Origin of the sequence: Herbaspirillum sp. C7C2, from assembly GCF_022627865.1 — a bacterium.
GTDB classification, from domain to species: Bacteria; Pseudomonadota; Gammaproteobacteria; order Burkholderiales; family Burkholderiaceae_D; genus Herbaspirillum; species Herbaspirillum frisingense.
Window position 1 is genome coordinate 1 of record NZ_JABXGI010000009.1, and the last position, 24,599, is coordinate 24,599.

Here is a 24,599-nt window from a genome sequence, read left to right on the forward strand (position 1 = left end):
GTGCTGGCGCCCGTACCGCCGGTGGTGCTGGCGCCCGTACCGCCAGTAGTGGAGGCCCCGGTATCGCCGGTGGTGCTGGTTCCTGTGCCGCCGGTGGTGCTGGTGCCCGTGCCGCCGGTAGTGGTGGTGCCGGTGCTGCCGGTGGTGCTGGTGCCCGTGCCGCCGGTGGTGCTGGTGCCTGTACCGCCAGTAGTGGAGGCCCCGGTATCGCCGGTGGTGGTGGTGGTGCCCGTACCGCCGGTGGTGCTGGTGCCCGTAGCGCACCACCATGTCGTCACGATCGTTGATGGCGTCATAGCCGGCACCGAGGTGGGTGCTGATCTGCGACTCAGGCGAGAGCGCGTAGTTGAGGCGGGTTTCCACGCCCAGCACCAGCGCTTGCGCAGTCTTGCCCTCGACCTGCAGGTTCAGGGCATCGGCCCCCTTTTCCGTGTACGCACGGCTTTGCAGTCGCGTGTAGTCGAGTTGCAGGGCGGGAACCAGGCTCAGCTCCTGCGTCAGCGGCAGCGCCTGTGACAGGCTGGCTCCGGCGTGCGTGCTCAGGCTGCCGTAGTCCGCGCTGGCACTGCGGTTCAAGCCACCGAAGCGCAACTCCCGCTGGCTGCGGCTGACGTTCCAGCCGGCATCCACCTGCAAGCCCAGCGTCATGCTCTGCACCGGCAGGCTGGCGTACAGGGCGACGACATTGGATTCGATGCGCGACTTGCTACCGGTGCCGGATAATGCAGTGTTGCCACTCACGTTGGTATTGCCGTAGGCATAGGACAGGCCCAGGCGTGCCATTCCCAGATCACCTTCGATGCCACCGGCCAGGCCCCAGGTATTGGCGCTGAAGCCGGCCGAACCATCGCGGTCGCCCTGGTTGACGCGGGCGTCGAAGGGCATGATCCAGGCTTGACGGTCCGCCGATTCACCGGAAGACAGGCCCGAGGCCGGACCGCTTTGCGCGACCGTAGCCGGTGCGAAACGGCTGGCGACGATACGGTTCTCCACATGCAGGTCCAGCGCATCGGCGCCCCTTTCGGTATAGGCGTTGCTTTGCAGGCGCGTGTAGTCCAGCTGCAGGGCCGGTGTCAGGCTCAGGCTTGGCGTCAGCGGCAGCACCTGTGCCAGGGCGGCGCCGGCATGCGTGCTCAGGCCACCGTAATCGCCAACGGCGCTGCGGTTGAGTCCACCGAAACGCAATTCACGCTGGGTGTGGCTGAGATTCCAGCCGGCATCCAGTTGCAAGCCCAGCGTCATGCTGCCCACCGGCAGACTGCCGTAGAGACCCAGGATGCTGGCGTCGATGCGCGATCGGCTGGCAGTGCCGGCCAGGGCCGTGTTGCCGCTCACGCTGGTATTGCCGTAGGCGTAGGACACGCCCACGCGCGCCTCCCCGATCGGCGCCTCGATGCCACCCACCAGTCCCCAGGTATTGGCACTGAAACCGGCGCTCCCTTCGCGGTCGCCCTGGTTGACGCGGGCATCGAAGGGCATGATCCAGGCCTGGAAATCTGCCGATTCGCCGGAGGAAACACCCGACGCCGGGCCCCCCTGTCCCGCTGCAGTCGGCGCGAAGCGGCTGGAGACAATGCGGTTCAGCGAGGACAGGCTGCCCATGATGGCCGCGGTATTGGTATTGCGCGGCAGGGTCTGGCTGGTGGCACGGGCCACGCTGGCCGCATCGGGCAGGTGCCCCATGGCGGAGATCACGGTGGCCATGTCGCTGAGAGGCGTTCTGCCGACCAGGCGGATCTGATTGTCCAGCGCGGTGGCCGCAGCATTGGCAGCGCCACGCTGGCCATCCTTGACCACCTGGCTGATGCTGACACCATCGACGATATCCAGACTGACCGCGTTGCCGCTGATGACCGCCTTGAAATCGAACAGCAGCGAGTTGTCGCTCACGCTGAAGCTGCTGGCGTCCAGCGAGCCGGCGCTGATCACGGTATCCAGCGTCTGCCCCTTGCCGAGCGTGTTGATGCGGGCCACATCGACTGCCAGCTTCGCTTGCGGGACAAAGCTGGCACGGCCCTTGACCTGCAGCTTGCCGTAGCTGACATCGCTGAACGCGCCAAAGCGCAGGGTCTGGTCCGCCGTCTGCCGGTAACTGGCCATGGCGAGGGTGCCTTCGGCGATGGTGGTGTTGCCGGAGTAACGTGGAGCACCGGTCAGGGTCAACCTGCCCCGGCCGCGCTTGGTGAGGCTGCCGGCGCTGGCACCATCGCTGATGGCACCGGAGAGCGTCATGTTGTAGGCCTGGGTGTCGATATTGCCTGTGCCGCTGAGGCTGAGCGCATTGGCCAGCGCAAGCCCATCGGCAGCGGCGCGCAGCGTGGTGCCATCCGACATGGACAGCGATCCGCTGCCCAGCGCGGTGTTGGACCCCACGCCCAGCGTACCGCCCTGCAACAGGGTGCCGCCGGAATAGCGGTTATCTCCCGTCAGCGTCAGGCTGCCAGCGCCGCTTCGGAGATGTTGTTGCTCCAGGTATCTTCGGCGCCGGCAGGAAGATGCGCATTGAACCGGCCCAGCAACTGCGCCGGACCGTTCAGGGCCTTGCCCAGGTCGGGGATGCCCCAACCAAAGACCTCGTTGGGCGCATCGGCTGCTCCCTTGCCCAGGTGCTTGGCGGTGGTGAGCAGGATGGTGCGGATGGCCTGGTTGTCCAGGGTGGGATAGCGTTCCATCAGCAGGCCGAGCGCGCCGGTCACATGGGGCGCGGCCATCGAGGTGCCGTTCTCGCTGTCGTAGGCAGTGTCGGATTTCCCTCCCAGGCTGTTGATTGCCGCCCCCGGGGCCGACACGCACCAGTACTTGGCCAGTCCGCAGCGATTGCTGAAGCTGGGCTGCACCAGTTCCTTGGTCAAGGCAGTGACTGTCAGCCAGTTCTGCTCCAGGTCCGGCTGGAAGTACGGCAGCGCCGAACGCACGTTGACGTTGTCGCGTCCGCTGTTACCGGCCGCCCAGACATGTAGCACATTGGTCTCGCGCGCCACATCGGCGGCGGCTTGCAACCAGGATTTCTTGTCGCTGCCCATCAAGCGCAGATGGGCGGCATAGACGCCGGCGACGGTGTTGACGTCGTCGCGTGCATCGGGGTTGCCCCAGCTACTGTTGATGACCCGCACACCGGCGTCGGCCAGGTTGCCGTAGGCCGCCCTGAAGTAGTTGTAGTCCATGTTGATGCCATACACGGAGGCATCGGTGCCGTTGCTGTTGGTGATGTGGTAGTCGCTCTCGAAGGCCACGCCCATCATGCCCACGCCGTTCCTGGCGGCGGCAATACTGCCCGACACATGGCTGCCATGATTGTCGTTGCGCGACGACTTGGCACCGGTCGTGTTGAAGGCATCGCCGGCTCTCCAGGCTTGTCGCCCACCGGACATCTGGAAGCCATCGTTGGCGTAGATGCCGCTCACGATCAAGGCCTTGACATTGCGTTTGGCGAACTCCTGGTGAGTCAGCGAGAGGCCGGAGTCCACGGCGCCCAGCTTGATACCACGGCCACTCAAGCCCGCTGCATAGGCCTGCTGCGCATTCATGGCGCTCAGGCCCCAGTCGCTCTTGAATTCGTCGGCGGCGGCCCAACTGGCCGCGGCTGCGTCGCGGTCGTTGCTGCGCGTTGCGTCGTAGTGGACGAAGCTCTGTGCGCTGGCCGGCAGCACCAGTGCCGGGGCCAGCGTCATCAGCACGGCGCAGTACAGTTGATGTCTGCGGAAGATGGGCGCGGCTGCACGCGCACGGGCTCTGCCCGCGTTTTTCTTGATATTCATTCCCTGCCCTGAGGTATTTTTTTGATCGAGACTCACTCGCCGCAGAAGGCCGCGACGGCTGTCCTTGTTATGTGATGGGTCTGGTGGCCAGGTGGCTGGCGAGCAGGCGGCGGCGACCGGCAGCCGACGGCATCGGGCCTGTCGGTCCAGGCGACATGCCGCGGCGCCTTTGATAGGACGCATCCCTCTCTCATGGAGTCTCCCTGACGTCCTGATTTCTGGTTTTCCGGGAACGCGATATGCAGCGGCCCGATGGTTTTTTGGGAGGGGATTGTCCGGTTGTGATCCGATTCTTAATATTGTCCGATGGTGCAGGGCGGACGATGTGCCGGGCTTGCGCCAGCGCTGAAAAGCAGCCGAAGAGCGACACCGCGACTGTCATGCATGACGTCGCGTCTATTTCCAGGGTCGATGCTCAGAACAATAAAAAGTGAAGTGTTGTGCAGAGGAAGAACAGCGGACGCACATGCCCGCCGGCACACAAGGAAGGAAGGTGAAGAACTGCGCGGAAGTTCTGCAGAAATGGAAAGGACGGCGGCGCGGTGAGGGAGAAATGCAGCGGAGACAGGGGCTGCGAGGGACTGCGAGGGATTGCGAGGGAGACGGAACGAGGCCACCGCGCCCCGTCCCCCTACCGCGCAGGATCAGTGCGCGGGATCAGCTTTCGGCCTCTCCCCAGCCCAGTCCCAGGGCTTTCTGGATGCCGACGAAACTGCGCGTCAGGTTGGCCTCGGCCTGCAGCAGGTTCTGCTGTGCGCTGATCTGCTGACGCGTGGTATCGAGCACCTCGATCAAGGTGCCGGTGCCGGCCTGGTAGCGTTGCCTGGCCAGCTCCAGCGCACGGTCGGCGGAGGCCTTGCTGCGCGCCAGGGTGGCGACCGTGATGCGGCCGTAGCGGAAGCGCGAGAGCGAATCCTCGGCGTCGCGCAGGGCTTCCAGCACGGCCTGGCGATACTTCATCTCGGCTTCGTCGCGCACCTGTTCGGCTTGCGTGACGCGTGCCTTGGCACGGCCGAAGTCGAGGAAATTCCAGCTCAGCATCGGCGCGCCCAGGGCCACGAAATCATCCAGCCGGGTCAGATCGGAGGGATGGGTACCGCCCAGGCCGATCACGCCGAAGAGCTTCAGGCTGGGATAGCGCGCGGCCTCGGCCTGGCCGATCTTGGCGGTGTCCGCGGCCAGGGTGCGTTCGGCAGCACGCACGTCGGGACGCCGCCGCAGCAGCGCGACCGGATCGCCGACCGCGACCTGTTGCGGTGGCAGGGGCAAGGGTGAGGCCGCGTTCAGTTCGGCATCCAGCGTGCCGGGCTCCTGTCCCAGCAAGGTGGCCAGCTGGTTGAGGTAGGCCTCGCGTTCGGCCTGCAGCGGCAAGAGCTCGGCGCGGGTGGCGTCGAGCTGGTTCTGCACGCGGATCTGGTCCAGCGAGGATGCGGTGCCGCGCTGCACGCGCTGGCCGGTCAGGGCGAGCATGTCCTGCTGGGCCTGTACCGATTGCTCGCCCAGGGCCAGGCGCTGCTGGCGGTCGCGCAGGTTGATGTAGGCGTTGACCACTTCGGCGGTGAGGCTGACCTGGACATCGGCCAGCGAGGCTTCGGCGGCCTGCGCGCTGGCACCGGCAGCCTGGATGGCACGACGATGGGCGCCGAAGAGGTCGGCCTCCCAGCTGGCGTCCACGCCCAGGTTGTAGAGATTCACGCTGGAGGCGGACGAACCGCCGGAGCTGGAACCGCCGGTCAGCGCACCCAGGTTGGCCGGTGGCAGGCGCGCGTGCGCGGCCAGTGCGGAGGCGCCGACGCTGGGGGCGGCGTTGGCCTGTTCCAGGTCGAGATTGGCACGCGATTGCTGCAGCCGGGCGCGGGCGCTACCGAGGCTGGGATTGGCTTGCAGGGCTTGCTGCACGAGGCGGTTGAGCTGGGCGTCGTTGAGCGCTTCCCACCAGCGGTTCAGCGGTGCGGCAGCATTGGCGAGATCGCCGGCGCGCACGAACTGCCCGCTGCGCTGGGCCTGCGGCGCGGCGTCGGGTGGGCCGGCGTATTCCGGCCCGAGGGCGCAGCCAGCCAGCAGGGCGGCAGCGGCCAGGGCGACCAGGCGTACGGGAGTAAAGAGAGGGAGAGTCTTTTCCATGTTCATCATCAATGAGAAGCCACCGGCGCGGCATGGGTGGGCAAGGGGCGCAGGAACAGCACCAGCGGCGTGACGCAGAGGATGGCCACGCCCAGCATCCAGAACAGGTCGGCATAGGTCATGGTCAGCGCCTGGGCCTGGATGGTGGAGCCCAGCAACTGGATGGCGGCATCCTGGCCGCCCAGCAGTTGGGCTTGCGCGCCGATGCCGGATTGCACCAGGTCGGAATTGGCAGAAAGGCTTTCTTCCAGGCGGCGGCTGTGCAGCCACAGGCGCTGGTCCTGGATCACCGCGATGGCGGCCAGCGCCAGCGAGCCGCCCAGGTTGCGCGCCGCGCTGTAGAGACCGGAAGCGTCGCCGGCCTGCGAGGCCGGCACCGAGCGGATCGCCGCCTGGTTCAGGAACAGCATGGCCAGCACGGTACCGACACCGCGCATCAGTTGCGAGGCCACGAAGGAACCGCCATAGGACAGCGGGCTGAGATCGGTCTCGATGAAGGCCGACGCCGCCAGCAGCAGGAAGCCGGTACCGACGGCGATGCGGATATCGACCAGCCGCATCAGCAGCGGCGTGAACGGCATCATCAGGATCATCGGCACCCCCGAGAGCAGCACGATCCAGCCCGACTGCAGCGAGTTGTAGCCGGCAATCCCGGAGAGGAACTGCGGAATCACATAGGCCGTGCCGTAGAGCGCCACGCCGACGATCATGGCCATCATCACCACCGAGCCGAACTGGCGGTCCCGCAGCAGACGCAACTGGATCACCGGGTGGCGCGAGCGGATCTGGCCGATGGCCAGCAGGAGGAAGCCCAGTAGCGAGGTGGCCGCCAGCCAGCGGATGTCGGGCGAGGAAAACCACTGCTCGCGCTCGCCCTCTTCCAGCACCACCGTCAGGCCACCCAGGCCCAGCGCCAGGCCGGCGATGCCGAACCAGTCGGCCTGGGCCAGTTGCTCGAAGCGGGGACGCTCATAGGGAATCGCCACCAGCAGCAGCGTGATCAGCGCCGCGCCCACCGGCAGGTTGATGAAGAAGGCGTAGTGCCAGCTGACGTTCTCGGTCAGCCAGCCGCCCATCACCGGCCCCAGCACCGGGCCGAGAATGGCGGTGGCGCCGAACATGGCATTGCCCACCGGCTGCTGGGCGCGTGGCAGGCGGGTGGCGATGATGGTCATGGCGGTGGGGATCAGCGCGCCGCCGGTGAAGCCCTGCCCTACCCGCCCGACGATCATCATCGGTAGCGTGGTGGACAGGCCGCACAGCACCGAGAACAGGGTAAAGAGACTGGCCGCCGTCAGCAGCAGCACGCGCAGGCCAAGCAGGCGTTCCAGCCAGGCCGACATGGGGATGATGACGATCTCGGCCACTAGGTAGGCGGTGGCGATCCAGGTGCCTTCGGTCCCGGAGGCGCCGATCTCGCCCTGGATGGTGGGCAGCGAGGAGTTGACGATGGAGATGTCCAGCGTGGCCATGAGCGCGCCCAGGGTGCCGGCGGCCACGGCCAGCCAGGCGCCGGCGTCGGCCTTCTCCGGGTTGGCACCATTGGCCTTCACCGCAGGGGTGGAGGCGGCGCTGCTCACTGCGGCTCCTTGCGGGTGGCGTTGGCTTCGCTGGTGCGCTCGCGCAGCGCGCGCAATTCATCCTTGGCGGCGATGGTGTTGACCTCCACCGTCACCGACAGGCCGGCCACGAAGGAGCGGGTTTCTTCCGGGGTGGCGTCGATGGCCACGCGCACCGGGACGCGCTGGACGATCTTGGTGAAGTTGCCGGTGGCGTTTTGCGGCGGCAGCAGCGAGAATTGCGCGCCGGTACCGGGCGAGAGGCTTTCCACATGACCGTGGAATTCCACGCCGGGCAAGGCATCGACCTTGATGCTGGCCGGCTGGCCGATGCGCATCAGGCCGATCTGGGTTTCCTTGAAGTTGGCGGAGACGTAGAAGCGGGTCGGCACCACCGTCATCATGCGCGTGCCGGCCGAGACGAACTGGCCGACGCGCACCTGCTTGTCGCCGATGCGGCCATCGACGCTGGCGCGGATTTCGGTATAGCCGAGGTTGACGCTGGCGGCGTCGTACTGGGCCTTGGCGGTTTCACCCTGGGCCTGGGCCTGGCGTACCTGGGCCTGCAGCGAACGCACCCGCAGCTGGGCTGCATCCAGGGCGGCACGACGCGCCGCCACCGTGGTGCGGGCCTGGGCCTGCTGGTTGCGCAGGGTGGTCAGGCGTTCGCGGGTTTCGGCGCCGGAGGCGGCCAGGGGGGTGTAGCGCTCCACTTCGGAAGAGGCAAAGCGCGCATCCTCTTCAGCGGCGGCCAGTTGCGCCTTGGCCTGGGCGATGGCGGCCTGCTGTTCGGCCAGTTGCGCATTGGCCGCTTCCTGGCTGGCACTGGCGGCGTCGATCTGGGCCTTGGCTTGCGCCGCCTGGGCGGAATAGTCGCGGGCGTCGATGCGTACCAGCGGCTGGCCGGCCTTGACGATCTGGTTGTCGGCCACCAGCACCTGGTCCACGTAACCGGTGACCTTGGAGGATACGGTCACGCTATCGGCATGGATGAAGGCATCGTTGGTGCTTTCCAGGTACTTGCCGCGGAACTGGTAGTACAGCACCCAGGCCACGACCACGACCAGCACCACCAGCCCGAGGGCGCGCAGGATGAAGCGGGCGCGCGGGCTCATGCGCTTCTTGGGTGGGTTGTTCTTGTCGCCGTTGGTGTTGGCGTTGGGGTTGGTATTGGCATTGGCGCCGGGGGCGGAGGTGGATGGCTCCGCTTGCTGCTGACTGGGCTGCTGGTTTGACTGCTGACTGCTGGGTGTGGCATCGGTCATCTTTTTTATCCTAATATCGGGGCGATGATGGCGTGGAGTGACGTTGGGGAATTGCCGGGGACTTCAATGTGGCGTCATCAAGATTTCTGATCAGCAACACTACGCTTCACTTTTTGTGAGCGAAAATATTAATGAGGTACCATATGATATGGTATCCAGGAAAATCATGTCTACAGGCTTTTCAAACGATTACAGCGGGGCCGCCGAGGCGCTGCGCGACTTCTACATCCGCTCGCACCGCACGCTGGACAAGCTCATGGCCGGCGAAGGGGCTTCGCTGGCGCGCAACAAGATGCTCGGCCACATCGAGCGCAACAGTCCGGTGCGGGCGGCCGACCTGGCCACGGCCTTCGGCTTCGCGCCGCGCACCATCACCGAGGCCATCGATGCGCTGGAGCGCGACGGGCTGGTACAACGAACCGGCGACATCAGTGACCGGCGGGTCAAGCACATCGCTTTGACAGCCGCCGGCAAAGAAGTGCTGCGCGCCTCGGAGCCGGTCAAGAAAACCTTTATCGATGGCTTGTTCGCGGCGCTGGAGGAAGAGGAAATCGCCACGCTGACGCGGGTGCTGGGCAAGCTCAACGGGCGGCTGGCGGAACTGGAGGAAAGTTATTCGGCACAGGCTGCCAGCGCCGCCACCGTGGCCGGCGCCACGGATGAGCCAGCCGGCAAGCGCGGCCGCAGGAAAGACTGAGGCGTAAAAAAAGCGCTCCCCGTGAAAGGGAGCGCTTGCCGCCGCGCAGGTTGGAGGGTCTGCCGGTCCGCCGGTCCGCCGATCAGCCGCCGGCGAAGCGGTCGGTGGCGGCAACCAACTGGTCCAGGATGCCGGGTTCGTTGTAGGCGTGGCCGGCGCTGTCGATCAGGTGCAGCTGCGAGCCGGGCCAGGCCTGGTGCAGATCCCAGGCCGACCTGGCCGGCGTGGCGAGGTCGTAGCGCCCTTGCACGATCACGGCGGGAATACCTTCCAGACGCGACACATTGGCCAGCAACTGGCCCTCTTCCATGAAGCCCTTGTGGAAGAAGTAGTGGTTCTCGATGCGGGCGAAGGCCAGTGCGAACTGGGCATCGTTGAAGGAGTCGATCAGGCGTTCATCGGCCACCAGCGTGATGGTGCTGGCTTCCCAGCGGCTCCAGGCACGTGCGGCCTGCAGCTTGGCGGCTTCATCGTCGCCGGTCAGGCGCTTGCGGTAGGCATGCACCAGATTGCCGCGCTCGGCGGCGGGGATCGGCGCGAGGAACTCGTCCCAGCGGTCCGGCACCATCCACGATGCGCCCTCCTGGTAGTACCAGTCCAGCTCGGCCTGGCGCAGCAGGAAGATACCGCGCAAGACCATTTCGGTCACGCGCTGCGGATGGGTCTGGGCATAGGCCAGTGCCAGGGTGCTGCCCCAGGAACCGCCGAAGACCTGCCAGCGCTCGATGCCCAGCATCTCGCGCAGGCGTTCGATATCGGCCACCAGGTCCCAGGTGGTGTTGGCTTCCAGGTTGGCGTGCGGCAGCGAGCGGCCGCAACCGCGCTGGTCGAACAGGACGATGCGGTATTTCTCCGGATTGAACAGGCGCCGGTGCGACGGGCCGCAACCGCCGCCGGGGCCGCCATGCAGAAACACCACCGGCTTGCCGGCCGGGTTGCCGCACACTTCCCAATAGATCTGGTGACCGTCGCCGACATCCAGCAGGCCGTGATCGTGGGGCTCTATCGGGGGGTAGAGGCCGCGCAAGGAGGTGCTGGAGGTGGAAGTGGTCGAGGTCATCGGGAATCCTTGAAGGTGAATGCAAGACGGGAACAACGTTCAGACGTGAAACGCAAAGGTGAAGAAAGGTGAAGTATAGGACTGGAATCGAGATCCTTCATTCGACCACGAGTTCCGGATTGTTCTTCACCTCGTTGAGGACGAAGAAGGAACGCAATTGCCGCACACCCGGCAGGCGCAGCAGCGTATTGGCGTGCAGCCGGTTGAAGGCCTGCAGGTCCTTGACCCGCAACTTGATCCAGTAATCGAATTCACCGGCCAGCAGCAGGCACTCCTGCACGGCGGCGATATCGCGCACTGCCTTTTCGAATTCGGCAAAACTCTCCGGCGTGGAGCGGTCCAGCACCACGCCCACCGTCACCAGCACCGGCAGGCCCAGTTTTTCGGGGTCCAGGATGGCGCGCACTTCCTTCACATAGCCCTCGTCCATCAGGCGTTTGGTGTGGTTCCAGCAGGCCGTGGCGCTCATGCCCAGCTTCTTGGCCAGCTCGGCATTGCCGATGCGGCCATCCTTCTGCAGCGCCTTGAGGATGCGCTTGTCCATGCGATCTAGCGTCATGATGATTATTCCGATAATTCCTGCAAAGTCGAATGGATATTTTCACGAAATAATTTACGTCACTTCTTTCGACCGAATCATGCCATAAATTCGGAAGCACCATTTAAATGAGGCGGCGTAAAGTTGATCCCGGCGATTCGATGTGAATCGGACCACTTTTCCTGAATCCACCTGAACCGGAGCAACCCCATGCTGGCACTCGACAAACTCTTCCCGCGCAAGACGCTGGGCTTCTTCCCCTCCCCCATTCACAAGCTGGAACGACTCTCCGCCATGCTGGGCGTGGAAGTCTGGGCCAAGCGCGATGACGTGTCCTCGGGCCTGGCCTTCGGCGGCAACAAGATCCGCAAGCTGGAATGGCTGGTGGCCGATGCCCTGGCCAAGGGTTGCGACACCCTGGTCTCGATCGGCAACATCCAGTCCAACCACACGCGCCAGGTCTGTGCGGCGGCGGCCGCAGTCGGCATGAAGTCCTATACGGTGCAGGAAACCTGGCTGGAATGGGATGACCCGGTCTACGACAAGGTCGGCAACATCCTGCTGACCCGCATCATGGGCGGCAACCCCATCATGGGTGGCTACGGCTATTCGACCACCGAGAAGGACACCTGGGCCCGCGCCCTGGAAGAAGTGCGCGCCAAGGGCGGCAAGCCCTACGCGATTCCGGCCGGGGCCTCGGATCACCCGCTGGGCGGCCTGGGCTATGCCAACTTCGCCGACGAAGTGGCGATGCAAGAGCAGCAGCTGGGCATCTTCTTCGACAACATCGTGGTGGCCACCTGCACCGGTTCCACCCAGGCCGGCATGGTGGTGGGCTTCGCCGCGCAGGAAAAGCGTCGCCGCGTGATCGGTATCGATACCGCCGACGACGAAGCCATGACCCGCCGCGCCGTCACCAAGATCGCCAACGACACCAGCGAGCTGATCGCCTCCAAGGGTGGCCAGCGCGTGGTGGTGCGCGATACCGACATCGAGATCATCCCCGACTACAGCGGCCCGGCCTATGGCCTGCCGAGCGAGCAGACCATCGCCGCCATCCGCACCGCGGCCGAGATGGAAGCAATGCTGACCGATCCTGTCTATGAAGGTAAATCCATCGACGGCCTGATCGACATGGCCAAGAAGGGTCATTTCAAGGGCCAGCGCGTGCTGTATGCCCACCTGGGCGGCGCACCGGCACTGAATGCCTATTACAAAGCCTTCGAAGATCCGGAAAACCTGACCAAGCTGGCCCGCGAAGCCCGCTTCAAGGAGTAAGCCCGGGCGCGGCCTGCGGGCCGTACGCTATCCTATGGCCGTCAACAGCCCGACCTGTGTATGCAGGTCGGGCTGTTGCGCTTGCTGTCATGCTTAGTGTCATGCTTTATGTCACTCTTTCGTGACTCTTTCGTCACTCTTGCGCCCGCAGATCTGCTGTTTCCACACCTTGTGCCGACCCGCTTGATCGGCATCAAAGCCCGCCAGCCGCTTCACGCGTACCTTTCGCACATCCTCACTCGACAGGTAAAAACCGTGAAAAAAATCGTCACAATCACTGCCGCCGTGGCAGCCCTGGCATCCTCGTTTGCCGCCCCCGTCTTCGCACAGGAAGCCCAAAGCCCGTGGCTGGTGCGCGTACGCGCCGTCAACCTGAGCCCGGAAAACAAGTCCGACCCCGTGCTTGGACAAGGCGCCTCGGACCTGATCACCATCAACAACAAGGTGATCCCCGAATTCGACATCAGCTATTTCTTCACCCCGAACATCGCCGCCGAGCTGGTGCTGACCTATCCGCAAAAGCAGGACGTGCGCCTGTCCGGCACCAAGATCGGTACCTTCAAGCATCTGCCGCCGACCCTGACCCTGCAATACCACTTCATGCCTGAAGCAGCCTTCAGCCCCTACGTCGGCGCCGGTATCAACTACACCCGCATCTCCAGCGTCAATATCGACGGTGGCCTGCGTCTGGACAGCAGCAGCGTGGGCGGTGCCCTGCAGGTGGGCGCGGACTACAAGATCGACAAGAACTGGGTGCTCAACTTCGACGTCAAGAAGGTGCAGATCTCCAGCGACGTGAAGACCGCCTCCGGCACCAAGATCAGCAACGTCAAGATCGACCCGTGGCTGATCGGCGTTGGCGTGGGTTACCGTTTCTAAGGTATTCTTGCCGCACCCAAACGGCGCGATCCGTCATCCCTGATGACCGGTCGCGTTGTTTTTTGGGATCAGCGCTAACGTCCCCGCCATCGGTCCCGAGCCGAACGCCCACACCTTTGCAAACGCCATCCGCCATTTGCAGCGTTAGCAGGAGCAGTCTCATGCGGCATGCTCCCCCGTCCACCGTTTGAAAGTAGGAAGAGGTAAATTCGATGTCGACGACTTCGCACCCCAACACACCGGTCGCGCCAGGCGCACCGATGCCCCATCGCAAGATCATCCGATCGTGGGTGATCCCGATCAGCCAGCGCAGCACCGCCATTGCGCTGGCGCTGTCGGTACTGGATTTCGGCCTGTTCGGCGCCAGCCTGGCGGCCGTGATCTGGGTCCCCTGGCTGCTGGCCAAGATCGCGCTGGGCGTGGTCAATGGCTTCATCATCGGGCGCCTGTTCATCCTCGGCCACGATGCCTGCCACCAGGCCTTCACGCCCAACCGCAAGCTCAATACCTGGCTGGGCCGCATGCTGTTCATGCCCTCCCTGACCCCCTACAGCCTGTGGGCCGTCGGTCACAATGTGGTGCACCACGGCTATACCAACCTGAAGGGTTTCGATTTTGTCTGGCAACCGCGTTCGCTGGAAGAGTTCCGCGCCCTGCCGCGCTGGCGCCAGCGCCTGGAGCGCATCTACCGCAGCGGCTTCGGTCCCGGCCTGTACTACATGATCGACATGTGGTGGAAGCGCATGTACTTCCCCTCGAAGAAGCAGATGCCCACCCGTCGCGCCGAATTCATGTGGGATGGCGTGCTGGTGACCATCGTGGCCGCCGTCTGGGTCGGCGGCCTGGCCTGGGCCGCGCAAGCCACCGAGCAATCCTTCTGGACCTTGCTGGTGACCGGCTTTGCGATTCCCCTGCTGTTCTGGAAGGCCATGATCGGCTTCGTGGTGTATGTCCACCATACGCATACCTCGGTGGCCTGGTATGAAGACAAGATCACCTGGGCCGCTGCCCAGCCCTTCGTCTCCACCACCGTGCACCTGACCTTCGGTCGCTACTGGGGCGCGCTGCTGCATCACATCATGGAACACACCGCGCACCACGTGGACATGAGCGTGCCGCTGTACCGCCTGAAGCAAGCCCAGAAGAAGCTGGAAACCATGCTGCCGGGCCGAATCGTGATCCAGCGCTTCTCGTGGCGCTGGTACTTCGATACTGCTCGCCGCTGCAAGCTGTACGACTTCAAGCGCCTGTGCTGGACCGACTATCGCGGTCGCCCCACCAGCACCCCGCTGCCGCTGCCGGACATGAGCAAGAGCACGGCAGAGGCGTGATCGGCAATCAATGGCACTGCCTGTGCCATCCGTTCAGGTAGCCACGATGTAGCTGAAGCTTCAATAACAAGACGGTCGCATGGAAGGGCATTCGCGGGTCCCCGGTAACCCCGCGATACCGCCCACTTTCCCCCATCAAGGCCGCTCCTCCCTTCTTGCACTTCTCACGCCAAAAGCAGACAACTGTCGCTTTTCAGCGGAGTTCCAGCCCGCAATGCCCGCCTTGCAGCCCGATGCGGCGATTAGAACTCATTTCATAAATAGTCGCGAGATGCGTTCTGCCCAGAAAGGGCGCTGGCAAGGCGCGCGACGCGTCGTGTGGTGGTGCCACACGCAAGGAGCGCAACGCGGCCAGCGCCCTTTCTGGGCAGAACCCGGAGGGAGCGGCCCGTTTGGGCGAATTGCTGCGTTACGAATTTGGGTCAAGACGCCCAGTCTTGACCCAAATTCGCGCCTTGCACTTCATCCCAAACGGGACTCGCTCGCACTCGCGCCTATTTATGAAATGAGTTCTACTTTGTTCATGTTTGATCTGGGACAAGAAATGCCGTCTGATTCGGGAATACTGTGCTGCTTATCTTGTTCCGCGCACTTAAAATCGAGTCATTCGATTGCCACATGTCCGCCGGGAACATCGTATGAACCAGTCTTGTCACTCCGCTCCACTTTCCGCATCGGCCAATGCCGCTGCTCCCCTGTCCCAGTGTTCGTCGTTGACGGCTGCACGTGAAGCGGCCGCCAGCTCGGCACTGCGTAGCTGCACCGCATGCGGCATGCACCAGCTGTGCCTGCCCATGGGCCTGGACGAATCCGACATGAAACGCCTGGACAAGATCATCGGTCGCCGCAAGGTGGCCCGCGATGATTTCCTCTACCGCATTGGTGACCAGTTCACGGCCTTGTACGCAGTACGCGTGGGCCACTTCAAGACCTATCAGGAAAACCTCGACGGCGATCGCCAGATCACCGGCTTCCAGATGCCTGGCGAACTGCTGGGCATGGATGCGATCAGCACCGAGACGCATCAATGCGATGCGGTGGCGCTGCAGGACAGCGAAGTCTGCGAGATCCCGTTTGCCCGCCTGGAACAGCTGTTCGGCCAGATCCCGCACCTGCTGCGTCACTTCCACCGGATGATGAGCCACGAGATCACCAGTGAACAGAACGTCATCATGCTGCTCGGTAATATGCGTGCCGAACAACGCTTTGCCGCCTTCCTGGTCAACCTGTCTTCGCGCTATGCAGCCCGTGGGTATTCGTCCACCCGTTTCCAGCTGCGCATGACACGCCAGGACGTGGGCAACTATCTCGGCCTGACCATCGAAAGCATCAGCCGACTGATCTCCAAGTTCCGCAAGCTGGGCTTGCTGGCCGTGGAGCAACGTGACGTGGAAGTGATCGATCTGCCGGCCCTGAAGCGCCTGGCGGCCGGGGTGGAGTCTTCCACCCCCGCACCTGCCGCGACCGCACGCGCAGCGGTCTAGGGGTCTAGGCCCGACCTCGTCCGGGGCGTTCAGCCCTGGACGAAATGACGCAGGCGCTCGCGAGGCAGCGCCCGGGTCAGCCGTACGGCCAGCAGGCCGCACACGGCAAAACTCCCCCAGAAGCAGAAGAAACCGACCGTGTAGGCGCCCATCGCTTCCCATTCATGGCCTGAGACCATGGCCAGCTCGTCCGGGTTGAACAGGGAAAAGAACACGCCTTCGGCCGCGATGGCCATCAGAAAAGCCACCCAGAGGACGATGGCGATATTGCGTTGCTGTTTGCGCATGGCTGTCTCCTTCAGTTATTTCATCCGTAGACTGACCGGTCTTGCAGCCGGTTTGATTGCAGCTTAGCGCATTATTCGGCCGGTGCGTAGGCCTCTGCATTCATTTCGATGCTGCGCTGTTGCGGCCACACCCAGTTGCCGTGCAACCGCCAGGCATGGCCGCCATCTTCGGCCACCAGGCGCCAGCGCGCCTGCTCCAGCTCCGCCAGGGGAACCGAGAACGTTCCGTCGGCGGCAGGACGGACCATCAGGGTCCGGTCCTTGGAAGGCTGGGTCGGATGCACCAGGCTGATGATCAGGGTCTGCCCTTCCTGGCCGACCACCGGCACTTCGCGCATCTGCAGACGGCCGCGCAGCACGGCAGCCGCCGGGTCGTAGCCGATGCCAATGGCCGCGCCCAGGCGCTGCGCCTCATGGTCACGACGCAGGTCCTTGTTGATGGCCTTGCCCTGCTTGTAATAGTCGTCAGCCACCAGCGCATCGGCGCGCGAGATGGCCAGCCAGGCGGTGAAGATGCCGGCGACCACGACCACGGCCGGACCGGACATCAACAGCCACGGCCAGCGATGACGATACCAGGGTGTGGCGGGGGCCAGCTTGGGGGATAAGGTTTGCATGATTTCCTCTCTACTCTCTGAACGGATGGGGACAGGTCTTGGCTCAGCGTCGCGGCACCAGGAACACGGCCTTTTCGCTGACCTGCACTGACGGCTGGTCTTCCGCCTGCAGGGCGATGCGAATCTTGTTGGAGCCGACTTCACCCGCGCCATGCGGCGCCCGCACGCGGATCGGTACCATCAAGGTCTGGGTGGCGGCCATCTCGATGGGTTCAGCCGGATCGACCGTCAATCCATCGATGCCGCTGGCGCTGATGCGGTAGCGATGGCCGCGTTCATCGGTGTTGATGACCTGCAGGCGGTAGACGTTCTCGATGATGCCGTCTTCCACCTCACGCCCCATGGAGCCACGATCACGGATCACATCCAGCTTCAGCGGCGTGCGTATCCACAGCGAGCTGGCAAACAAGGCAATCACCACGCCCAGGATGGCGGTGTAGATCAGGATGCGCGGACGCAACAGGCGACGGCGGATTTCCGAGGTCGAGAAGCCCTGCTCGACGGCGTTTTCGGTGGAATAGCGGATCAGGCCACGCGGGCGCCTGATCTTGTCCATCACGCTGTCGCAGGCGTCGACGCAGGCGGCGCAACCGATGCACATGTACTGCAGGCCCTGCCGGATATCGATGCCGGTGGGGCAGACCTGCACGCACATCGTGCAATCGATGCAGTCGCCGGCCTTGCTGCCAGTCTCCAGCTTGGCAGCCCTGGCTGCCGGCATGCGCGGCTCGCCGCGGGCGGCGTCGTAGGTGATGATGAGTGAATCGCGGTCGAACATGGCGCTCTGGAAGCGTGCATAGGGGCACATGTACTTGCAGACCTGTTCGCGCATCCAGCCGGCATTGCCATAGGTGGCGAAGCCATAGAAGCCGATCCAGAACATCTCCCACGGTCCCAGGGCCAGGCTGCCGATCTCCGGCAGCAGGTCACGGATGGGCGAGAAATAACCGACAAAGCTGATGCCCGTCCACAGGGCCAGCGCGCCCCAGGCCAGATGCTTGGCCGACTTGCGCCACAGCTTGTCGAACGACCAGCCCTGGCGGTCCAGGCGCATGCGGGCGCTGCGATTGCCTTCGATGCGGCGCTCGATCCAGAGGAAGATTTCGGTATAGACCGTCTGCGGGCAGGCATAGCCACACCAGACACGGCCGGCCACGGCCGTAAACAGGAACAGGCTGAATGCACAGATGATCAGTAATGCGGCCAGCCAGATGAAGTCCTGCGGCCAGAGCACCAGGCCGAACAGGTAAAACTTGCGGGAAGCGAGGTCGAACAGCACGGCCTGGCGCTCGTTCCAGTTGATCCACGGCAGCCCATAGAACACCAGCTGCGTCAGGAACACGCAAAGCCAGCGCAGGCTGGCAAACCGTCCCTGGATCTCGCGCGGGTAGATCGGTTCACGCGCGGCATACATGCGTATGACGGCGTATTCCTCCTTGCCATCCTTGCTGTCGGCGCTCTGGGGTGGCAGGTCCCCCTCCTTGTCCTGCCCGGGTTTCGTTACGGCCTTGTCCATGGTATTGCCTGATCTGCTTTCACTCTCTGTGCGCTTCCAGACTGTGGTGAGAAGCGCCTTTCACGAAACCGCCGGGAGCGCGCAGATCTTTGTCTGCGTCAGTCCCGGCGGCGGATGACGTCACGTCGTCAAGACGGCTTACTTGGCGGCTGCATTGCTGGGCTTGTTGGACAAGCTCCACACATAGGCGGCCAGGACATGCACCTTGGGTTCGCCGAGGAACTCGCCAAACGATGGCATGGTGTTGTCACGGCCCTTGTTGATGGTTTCCTTGATGGTGTCGATGCTGCCGCCATAGAGCCAGATCTTGTCCGACAGGTTGGGCGCGCCCAGCGCCTGGTTGCCCTTGCCGCCGGGACCGTGGCAGGCCATGCAGGCGGCGAACTTGGACTTGCCCAGTTCAGCCTTGATCGGGTCATGTGCCGAATCGGACAGGCTCAGCACGTAGTTGGCCACGTTGTCGACATCCTTGTCGCTGCCCACTGCGGCGCCCATCGGAGGCATCACGCCATGGCGACCCTTGAGGATGGTTTCCTTGATGATCTCCGGGGTACCGCCATGCAACCAGTCGTTGTCGGTCAGGTTGGGGAAGCCCTTGTTGCCGCGGGCATCCGAACCGTGGCACTGCGCGCAGTAGGTCAGGAACAGGCGCTCGCCGATGGCATGGGCTTGCGGATTGGCGGCGACCTCTTTCAGGTCCTGCTTCATGAAGCCCTCGAACAGCGGACCGTACTTGGCCTCGGCGGCCTTGACGTCGGCATCGTGCTCGCCGGTCGAGCGCCAGCCCAGGGTACCGGGCAAGTTGCCCAGGCCCGGATAGGCGACCAGGTAACCGACCGAGAAGAAGATGGTCAGGTAGAACAGCCACATCCACCAGCGCGGCAGGGGGTTGTTCAGTTCGCTCAGGTCTTCGTCCCAGACGTGGCCGGTGGTGGACCCGGCGACCGGCTGGTCGCCCTTCTTGACCTTCCAGTTGGACTGCTGCCAGAGCAGCAGCGCGCAACCGGCAATGCCCAGCACGGTCAGGACGATGATCCAGATATTCCAGAAACCATTGGTGAAATCAGCCATGGCGCACCTCCTTGTCGACGCCTTCCGCAGCCGGCTGGCCGATATCGCCGTCGGCAAAGGGAATCATCTCGGCTTGCTTGAAATCGGCGGGCTTGTGGCCGACGTAGGTCCACCACAGGATGCCGGCAAAGGTGATGAAACTGATCAGCGTGATCAGGCTGCGTGGATCGGTAATCATTTCAATCATGGTCTTATCTCTCCGCCTTGATCAGGATGCCCAGGCCCTGCAGGTAGGCGATCAGCGCATCCTGCTCGGTCTTGCCGACCAGTTCGGCCGGGGCGTTCTTGATGTCTTCTTCGGTGTACGGGTCGCCGATGCGCTTCAAGGCCTTCATGCGCGAGACGATGTCGTAGTTGTCCAGCTTGGTCTGTTCCAGCCACGGGTAGGCCGGCATGTTGGACTCCGGCACCACGTCACGCGGGTTGTGCAGGTGGGCACGATGCCATTCATCGCTGTAGCGGCTGCCGACGCGGGCCAGGTCAGGACCGGTCCGCTTGGAACCCCACTGGAAGGGATGGTCGTAGACCGATTCGCCCGCCACGGAATAGTGGCCATAGCGCTCGGTCTCGGCGCGCAGCGGGCGGATCATCTGCGAGTGGCAGTTGTAGCACCCCTCGCGGATGTACACGTCGCGGCCCGCCAGGCGCAGCGCCGAGTAGGGCTTCAGGCCGGCGATCGGCTCGGTGGTCGATTTCTGGAAGAACAGCGGCACGATCTCGGCCAGGCCGCCGACGCTCACCACCAGCAGCACCAGGCCGATCAGCAGCCAGGGGTTCTTCTCGATCCATTCATGCGAAAACTTCATATTTCCCCCAAATCAGTGCGCAGCGTTGGTCACGGCAGGAATCGGTGCGACGGCCAGTTCGGTGCCGCGCATCGTGCGCCAGGTGTTGTAGGCCATCACCAGCATGCCGGACAGGTACATCAGTCCACCCATCAGACGGATGACGTAGTACGGATAGGTCGCCTTGACGCTTTCCACGAAGGTGTAGGTCAGGGTGCCGTCGCTGTTGACGGCGCGCCACATCAGGCCTTGCATGACACCGGCGATCCACATCGCGGCGATGTACAGGACGATGCCGATGGTGGCGACCCAGAAGTGGATCTCGATCAGGTCCTTGCTCCACATCTGGGTCTTGCCCGACAGACGCGGAATCAGGTAGTACATCGCACCCATGGTGACGAAGCCGACCCAGCCCAGGGCACCGGAGTGCACGTGGCCGATGGTCCAGTCGGTGTAGTGGGACAGGGCATTGACGGTCTTGATGGCCATCATCGGACCTTCGAAGGTCGACATGCCGTAGAAGGACAGCGACACCACCAGGAACTTCAGGATGGGATCGGTGCGCAGCTGGCTCCAGGCGCCCGACATGGTCATCATGCCGTTGATCATGCCGCCCCAGGACGGTGCCAGCAGGATCAGCGAGAACACCATGCCCAGCGACTGGGTCCAGTCAGGCAGTGCGGTGTAGTGCAGATGGTGCGGACCGGCCCACATGTAGGTGAAGATCAGCGCCCAGAAGTGCACGATCGACAGGCGGTAGGAATAGACCGGACGGTTCACCTGCTTGGGGATGAAGTAATACATCATGCCCAGGAAGCCGGCGGTCAGGAAGAAGCCCACCGCATTGTGCCCGTACCACCACTGGATCATGGCATCCTGCGCGCCGCTGTACATGGAGTAGGACTTGGTCATGGTCGCCGGCATGGTCATGCCGTTGACGATGTGCAGGATGGCCACGGCGATGATGAAGGCACCGTAGAACCAGTTGGCCACGTAGATGTGTTGCACCTTGCGCTTGACGATGGTGCCGAAGAACACCACCGCGTAGGCGACCCAGACCACGGCGATCAGGATGGTCAGGGGCCATTCCAGTTCGGCGTATTCCTTGCCACGGGTGAAGCCCAGCGGCAGCGAGACCGCTGCACCGACGATGACCACCTGCCAGCCCCAGAAGGTGAAGGCGGCCAGGAAGTCGGAGAACAGTCGTACCTGGCAGGTACGCTGCACGACGTAGTACGAGGTTGCCATCAGCGCACTACCGCCGAAGGCAAAGATGACAGCGTTGGTATGCAAGGGACGTAGCCGGCCGAAGCTCAGCCAGGGAATCCCCATGTTCAATTCGGGCCATGCCAGCTGGGCGGCGATGAACACGCCGACCAGCATGCCGACTACGCCCCACAGGATGGTCGCCACGCTGAACTGGCGCACAACCTTGTAGTTGTAGCTATTTTCTTTGCTCACGAAACTCTCCCCACTATGTTGAGTACTGATCAACGCGAGCTTACGGGGCGAGTTCCCCTGGGGCATTGACGTGTATCAAAGCGGGGAGAAGCATGAAAACAAAGACGGATAAACAACAGGAAAAACGCAGGAAAAAGACGATATCTGCCCCCAGGTACAGGCTTGAAGGAAGGACTCAGGGCGCGCCTGGAGCATCCTTGCCGGGGACGGCATCGTCGTCATGGAGGATGCGCATGGCCGGACCTTCCAGGTCATCGAACTGACCACTATCGGAGGCGCGGAAGAAGATCCAGATCGCCACGAACACCAGCAGGGTGCTCAAGGGAATGAGCAGGTAGAGCGCTTCCATCAGACACCTCCTGCCAGTGCCGGCGCGGGCGCGGCGACGTCGCTGGAGGCCTCGTCGACAACGCGCCCGGAGCCGCGTGCGCAGCGGCTCAGACGCAGGGCATTGCCCACCACCAGCAGCGAACTGAGTGACATACCCACCGCTGACATCCACGGATCGAGCAGGCCGAAGGCAGCGGCCGGAATGGCCAGGAAATTGTAGAGGGTGGCCCACACCAGGTTCTGCCGCACGATGCGCATGGTCCGCTGCGCCATGCCGGCGCAATCGGCCACGGCCTGCAGGTGGTCGCTCATGATCACGGCATCGGCACTGATCTGCGCCAGCGCCGCGCCCTTGCCCATGGCAAAGGAGACATCGCCGGCACGCAGCATGGCCGCATCGTTAATGCCATCGCCGACGATGGCCACCACCGCCCCGCCCTGCTGCAACTGACGCACGTAGTCCAGCTTGCCTTGCGGCGTACATCCGGCGACCACGTCGCTGATGCCTGTTGCGGCAGCGACGTCGTTACACACCTCGGGCTGGTCGCCGCTGAGAAGAATGGTGCGCAACCCGAGCCTGCGGAACGCGGCCACGGTGGCCACGGCATCGGGCCGCAGTGCATCGGCCAGGTCGAAGCGCGCCAGCCAGCCGGCACTGCTGCCCAGGTACACCGCGCCGGCACCGGCTGCCACCGGCTGATTCAGTGCACCGGGCAGGGCGTCACCCGCGATGTCGGCGACGAAGCGGCGCGCGCCGATGCGGTGGATCACGCCGTCGATCTGGCACTGCATGCCGGCGCCGGTCACCGATTCCAGCATGGTGACGTCGACCGGCCGGATCTGTTGCTCCATCGCTTCCTGCACCAGCGCGCGCGCCAGCGGATGCAGGCTGCCACGCTCCATGGCGGCGGCCATCGCCAGCATCCGCGACTGCGGCCCTTCACTCCAGAAGGCGGTGAGTTGCGGCCGCCCCTGGGTCAGGGTGCCGGTCTTGTCGAAGACGATGGTATCGGCGCGTTGCAGGGCTTCCAGCACATTGCCGCGCACCACCAGCGTGCCTTCGCGCAGCAGCCGGTCGGTCGCCGCCGCCAGCGCCGAGGGCGTGGCCAGCGACAGTGCGCAGGGACAGGACACCACCAGCACCGCAATGGCCGTGGCCCAGGCGCGCGAGGGATCGATCAGATGCCAGGCAAGGAAGGTCGCCGCCGCCAGCAACAGCAGGGCGACCACGAAGCGCGAAGCCACCAGGTCCGCCCACTGCGCCAATGCCGGCTTGCCCTGCCCGGCCTGTTCCGCCAGTCGCGTGAGGGCGGCCAGGGTACTGTCGCGGGTAGTGCGCACCACCCGCAGCAACACCGGCTGGCTGAGGTTGACGGCGCCACCGGGGGCCTCCTGGCCAGGCTGGAAAGATTGCGGGCGACTCTCGCCGGAGAGCAGCGCCAGGTCCAGTTCGGTCTCGCCTTCGATCAGGCTGGCATCGGCCGCGATGGTGTCACCCGGTCGGGCCAGGATGACATCGCCGGGCTGCAGTTGCGCGGCTGCCACCAGCGTGGTGTCGCGTTGTTGCGGATAGCCACCCAGCACCAGGGCCGACGCCGGAAAGGCTTGCTGCATGCGTTCCAGCGCCGAAGCCGAGCGACGCCGCGCCGCCGTCTCCAGATAGCGGCTGGCCAGCAGCAGGAAGATGAACATGCTCACGCTGTCGAACCAGATCTCTCCCTCGCCGCGCCAGGTGGCGATGGCGCTGCCAGCGAAGGCGGCGGCGATGCCGATGGCCACCGGCAGGTCCATGCCCGGTGCGCGCGCACGCAGGCCGGCCCAGGCACCGGTGAAGAAAGGCAGGGCCGAATAGAACACGGCAGGAATGGTCAGGAACAGGCTGGCCCAGCGCATCAGCGACATCATGTCGGGATCAATGCCTTCATGCGTCATGTAGACCGGCACGGCGTACATCATGACCTGCATCATCGACAGCCCGGCGATGAACAATTGCCGGAACAGGCGACGCGAGGCGCGCCTGGCCTGCTCGCCCTGGCGCAAGGGGTCGAAGGGATAGGCGGTGTAGCCCAGGCCACGCAGGCCGCGCAGGATGACGGAGGTGGGGCACAACGCCGGATCACGGCGGATATGCAGACGGGCGCTGGCGACGTTCATCTCGGCCATATGGATGCCGGGCAGACGCGCCAGGTATTTTTCGATCAGCCAGACGCAGGCCGAACAGCGCAGGCCATCAATGGAGAGCACCAGTTCTACGGCCTGGTCCTGGCTATCGGGGGCGTCGTGATGCTGCGCCTGCAGGGGCAGGTCCACCAGCGCCAGTTCCGGTGGCAGCAACTGTTCAGGATCGACGCGTGCCGAGGGCACCGTGCGACGCAGGTAGAAATCTTCACACCCGCTATCGACGATCAGACGGGCCACGCTCTGGCAACCCACGCAGCACATCGCGCGCGTATGGCCACCGATTGGCAGCGGCCAGGTCTCCCCGGCCGGTACCGGCTGACCGCAGTGGAAACACGGTTTCCCCTCCCCGCTCCCGTCGCCCTTATCGCTGCCGTTCAT

21 protein-coding genes are annotated in these 24,599 nt (G+C 64.3%); 5 read left to right on the plus strand and 16 right to left on the minus strand.

Annotated elements, in window-relative coordinates; genetic code table 11:
• The 5 genes from HWE04_RS13605 to HWE04_RS13630 form a co-directional block, all read right to left on the minus strand.
• On the minus strand, positions 1-2,373 hold a 2,373-nt coding region (locus HWE04_RS13605; RefSeq protein WP_241812807.1), incomplete at its 3' end, for an autotransporter outer membrane beta-barrel domain-containing protein.
• 59 nt (positions 2,374-2,432) lie between these two features.
• On the minus strand, positions 2,433-3,758 hold the full coding sequence (locus HWE04_RS13615) for a S8 family peptidase (RefSeq protein ID WP_241812709.1): 1,326 nt from the start codon (positions 3,756-3,758) through the stop codon (positions 2,433-2,435).
• A gap of 657 nt (positions 3,759-4,415) precedes the next feature.
• A complete protein-coding gene (locus HWE04_RS13620) occupies positions 4,416-5,891 on the minus strand; it encodes an efflux transporter outer membrane subunit (RefSeq protein WP_241812710.1) in 1,476 nt (491 codons plus the stop codon).
• Positions 5,891-7,462, minus strand: a complete 1,572-nt coding sequence (locus HWE04_RS13625) for an MDR family MFS transporter (RefSeq protein ID WP_233207627.1) — start codon at positions 7,460-7,462, stop codon at positions 5,891-5,893. Before HWE04_RS13625 ends, HWE04_RS13620 begins: the two co-directional genes overlap by 1 nt.
• On the minus strand, positions 7,459-8,706 hold the full coding sequence (locus tag HWE04_RS13630) for an HlyD family secretion protein (protein ID WP_241812711.1): 1,248 nt from the start codon (positions 8,704-8,706) through the stop codon (positions 7,459-7,461). Before HWE04_RS13630 ends, HWE04_RS13625 begins: the two co-directional genes overlap by 4 nt.
• A 166-nt stretch (positions 8,707-8,872) precedes the next feature.
• Here HWE04_RS13630 and HWE04_RS13635 point away from each other — a divergent pair, with 166 nt between their 5' ends.
• Positions 8,873-9,403: a MarR family winged helix-turn-helix transcriptional regulator gene (locus tag HWE04_RS13635; protein WP_241812712.1), complete on the plus strand. Its 531-nt coding sequence runs from the start codon at positions 8,873-8,875 to the stop codon at positions 9,401-9,403.
• Positions 9,404-9,485: 82 nt separating this feature from the next.
• On the opposite strand, the gene pip is transcribed toward HWE04_RS13635, so the two are convergent.
• Both pip and HWE04_RS13645 read right to left on the minus strand, forming a co-directional pair.
• On the minus strand, positions 9,486-10,463 hold the full coding sequence (pip, locus tag HWE04_RS13640; RefSeq protein WP_241812713.1) for a prolyl aminopeptidase: 978 nt from the start codon (positions 10,461-10,463) through the stop codon (positions 9,486-9,488).
• Between the two features lie 97 nt (positions 10,464-10,560).
• Positions 10,561-11,022 carry an Lrp/AsnC family transcriptional regulator gene (locus HWE04_RS13645; protein WP_039875916.1) on the minus strand — a complete coding sequence of 154 codons (462 nt, stop codon included), beginning with the start codon at positions 11,020-11,022 and terminating at the stop codon, positions 10,561-10,563.
• Between the two features lie 189 nt (positions 11,023-11,211).
• Between HWE04_RS13645 and HWE04_RS13650 the strand changes: the two genes are divergently transcribed.
• The 4 genes from HWE04_RS13650 (at position 11,212) to fnr (ending at position 15,973) form a co-directional block, all read left to right on the plus strand.
• Positions 11,212-12,279 (plus strand): 1-aminocyclopropane-1-carboxylate deaminase, encoded by a 1,068-nt coding sequence (locus HWE04_RS13650; RefSeq protein WP_077236408.1) that lies wholly within the window; start codon positions 11,212-11,214, stop codon positions 12,277-12,279.
• A gap of 255 nt (positions 12,280-12,534) precedes the next feature.
• The gene (locus HWE04_RS13655) at positions 12,535-13,158 is read left to right on the plus strand and encodes an OmpW/AlkL family protein (protein WP_006464232.1); all 624 of its coding nucleotides are present in this window, start codon (positions 12,535-12,537) and stop codon (positions 13,156-13,158) included.
• A gap of 212 nt (positions 13,159-13,370) precedes the next feature.
• Entirely contained in the window at positions 13,371-14,489 is a 1,119-nt protein-coding gene (locus tag HWE04_RS13660) for a fatty acid desaturase (protein ID WP_241812714.1), read from the plus strand.
• 638 nt (positions 14,490-15,127) lie between these two features.
• A complete protein-coding gene (gene fnr, locus HWE04_RS13665) occupies positions 15,128-15,973 on the plus strand; it encodes a fumarate/nitrate reduction transcriptional regulator Fnr (protein WP_241812715.1) in 846 nt (281 codons plus the stop codon).
• A gap of 29 nt (positions 15,974-16,002) precedes the next feature.
• Here fnr and HWE04_RS13670 read toward each other — a convergent pair whose 3' ends face one another.
• The 9 genes from HWE04_RS13670 to HWE04_RS13710 all read right to left on the minus strand — a co-directional run bounded on the left by HWE04_RS13670 (position 16,003) and on the right by HWE04_RS13710 (position 24,599).
• On the minus strand, positions 16,003-16,260 hold the full coding sequence (locus HWE04_RS13670; protein ID WP_006464229.1) for a hypothetical protein: 258 nt from the start codon (positions 16,258-16,260) through the stop codon (positions 16,003-16,005).
• A 71-nt stretch (positions 16,261-16,331) separates the two neighbouring features.
• Entirely contained in the window at positions 16,332-16,877 is a 546-nt protein-coding gene (locus HWE04_RS13675; protein ID WP_241812716.1) for a FixH family protein, read from the minus strand.
• Between the two features lie 43 nt (positions 16,878-16,920).
• Positions 16,921-18,393, minus strand: a complete 1,473-nt coding sequence (gene ccoG, locus HWE04_RS13680; protein WP_241812717.1) for a cytochrome c oxidase accessory protein CcoG — start codon at positions 18,391-18,393, stop codon at positions 16,921-16,923.
• Positions 18,394-18,531: 138 nt separating this feature from the next.
• Positions 18,532-19,464, minus strand: a complete 933-nt coding sequence (gene ccoP / locus HWE04_RS13685; protein ID WP_006464226.1) for a cytochrome-c oxidase, cbb3-type subunit III — start codon at positions 19,462-19,464, stop codon at positions 18,532-18,534.
• On the minus strand, positions 19,457-19,651 hold the full coding sequence (locus HWE04_RS13690) for a cbb3-type cytochrome oxidase subunit 3 (RefSeq protein ID WP_006464225.1): 195 nt from the start codon (positions 19,649-19,651) through the stop codon (positions 19,457-19,459). Before HWE04_RS13690 ends, ccoP begins: the two co-directional genes overlap by 8 nt.
• 4 nt (positions 19,652-19,655) lie before the next feature.
• Positions 19,656-20,270: a cytochrome-c oxidase, cbb3-type subunit II gene (ccoO, locus tag HWE04_RS13695; RefSeq protein ID WP_006464224.1), complete on the minus strand. Its 615-nt coding sequence runs from the start codon at positions 20,268-20,270 to the stop codon at positions 19,656-19,658.
• Between the two features lie 12 nt (positions 20,271-20,282).
• On the minus strand, positions 20,283-21,710 hold the full coding sequence (ccoN, locus tag HWE04_RS13700; RefSeq protein ID WP_006464223.1) for a cytochrome-c oxidase, cbb3-type subunit I: 1,428 nt from the start codon (positions 21,708-21,710) through the stop codon (positions 20,283-20,285).
• 175 nt (positions 21,711-21,885) lie between these two features.
• Complete coding sequence (ccoS, locus tag HWE04_RS13705; protein ID WP_006464222.1) at positions 21,886-22,059, minus strand: cbb3-type cytochrome oxidase assembly protein CcoS; 174 nt, start codon at positions 22,057-22,059, stop codon at positions 21,886-21,888.
• Complete coding sequence (locus HWE04_RS13710) at positions 22,059-24,599, minus strand: heavy metal translocating P-type ATPase (protein WP_241812718.1); 2,541 nt, start codon at positions 24,597-24,599, stop codon at positions 22,059-22,061. Before HWE04_RS13710 ends, ccoS begins: the two co-directional genes overlap by 1 nt.

Excerpts from the sequence above, each read along its gene's own strand:
- ccoG (WP_241812717.1), bottom strand. The coding sequence starts at position 18,393 with ATGGACAAGGCCGTAACGAAACCCGGGCAGGACAAGGAGGGGGACCTG.
- HWE04_RS13615 (WP_241812709.1), bottom strand. The coding sequence starts at position 3,758 with ATGAATATCAAGAAAAACGCGGGCAGAGCCCGTGCGCGTGCAGCCGCG.
- HWE04_RS13660 (WP_241812714.1), top strand. The coding sequence starts at position 13,371 with ATGTCGACGACTTCGCACCCCAACACACCGGTCGCGCCAGGCGCACCG.
- pip (WP_241812713.1), bottom strand. The coding sequence starts at position 10,463 with ATGACCTCGACCACTTCCACCTCCAGCACCTCCTTGCGCGGCCTCTAC.
- fnr (WP_241812715.1), top strand. The coding sequence starts at position 15,128 with ATGAACCAGTCTTGTCACTCCGCTCCACTTTCCGCATCGGCCAATGCC.
- ccoO (WP_006464224.1), bottom strand. The coding sequence starts at position 20,270 with ATGAAGTTTTCGCATGAATGGATCGAGAAGAACCCCTGGCTGCTGATC.
- ccoP (WP_006464226.1), bottom strand. The coding sequence starts at position 19,464 with ATGGCTGATTTCACCAATGGTTTCTGGAATATCTGGATCATCGTCCTG.
- HWE04_RS13630 (WP_241812711.1), bottom strand. The coding sequence starts at position 8,706 with ATGACCGATGCCACACCCAGCAGTCAGCAGTCAAACCAGCAGCCCAGT.
- ccoS (WP_006464222.1), bottom strand. The coding sequence starts at position 22,059 with ATGGAAGCGCTCTACCTGCTCATTCCCTTGAGCACCCTGCTGGTGTTC.
- HWE04_RS13670 (WP_006464229.1), bottom strand. The coding sequence starts at position 16,260 with ATGCGCAAACAGCAACGCAATATCGCCATCGTCCTCTGGGTGGCTTTT.
- HWE04_RS13620 (WP_241812710.1), bottom strand. The coding sequence starts at position 5,891 with ATGATGAACATGGAAAAGACTCTCCCTCTCTTTACTCCCGTACGCCTG.
- HWE04_RS13675 (WP_241812716.1), bottom strand. The coding sequence starts at position 16,877 with ATGCAAACCTTATCCCCCAAGCTGGCCCCCGCCACACCCTGGTATCGT.
- HWE04_RS13635 (WP_241812712.1), top strand. The coding sequence starts at position 8,873 with ATGTCTACAGGCTTTTCAAACGATTACAGCGGGGCCGCCGAGGCGCTG.
- HWE04_RS13650 (WP_077236408.1), top strand. The coding sequence starts at position 11,212 with ATGCTGGCACTCGACAAACTCTTCCCGCGCAAGACGCTGGGCTTCTTC.
- HWE04_RS13645 (WP_039875916.1), bottom strand. The coding sequence starts at position 11,022 with ATGACGCTAGATCGCATGGACAAGCGCATCCTCAAGGCGCTGCAGAAG.
- HWE04_RS13710 (WP_241812718.1), bottom strand. The coding sequence starts at position 24,599 with ATGAACGGCAGCGATAAGGGCGACGGGAGCGGGGAGGGGAAACCGTGT.
- HWE04_RS13690 (WP_006464225.1), bottom strand. The coding sequence starts at position 19,651 with ATGATTGAAATGATTACCGATCCACGCAGCCTGATCACGCTGATCAGT.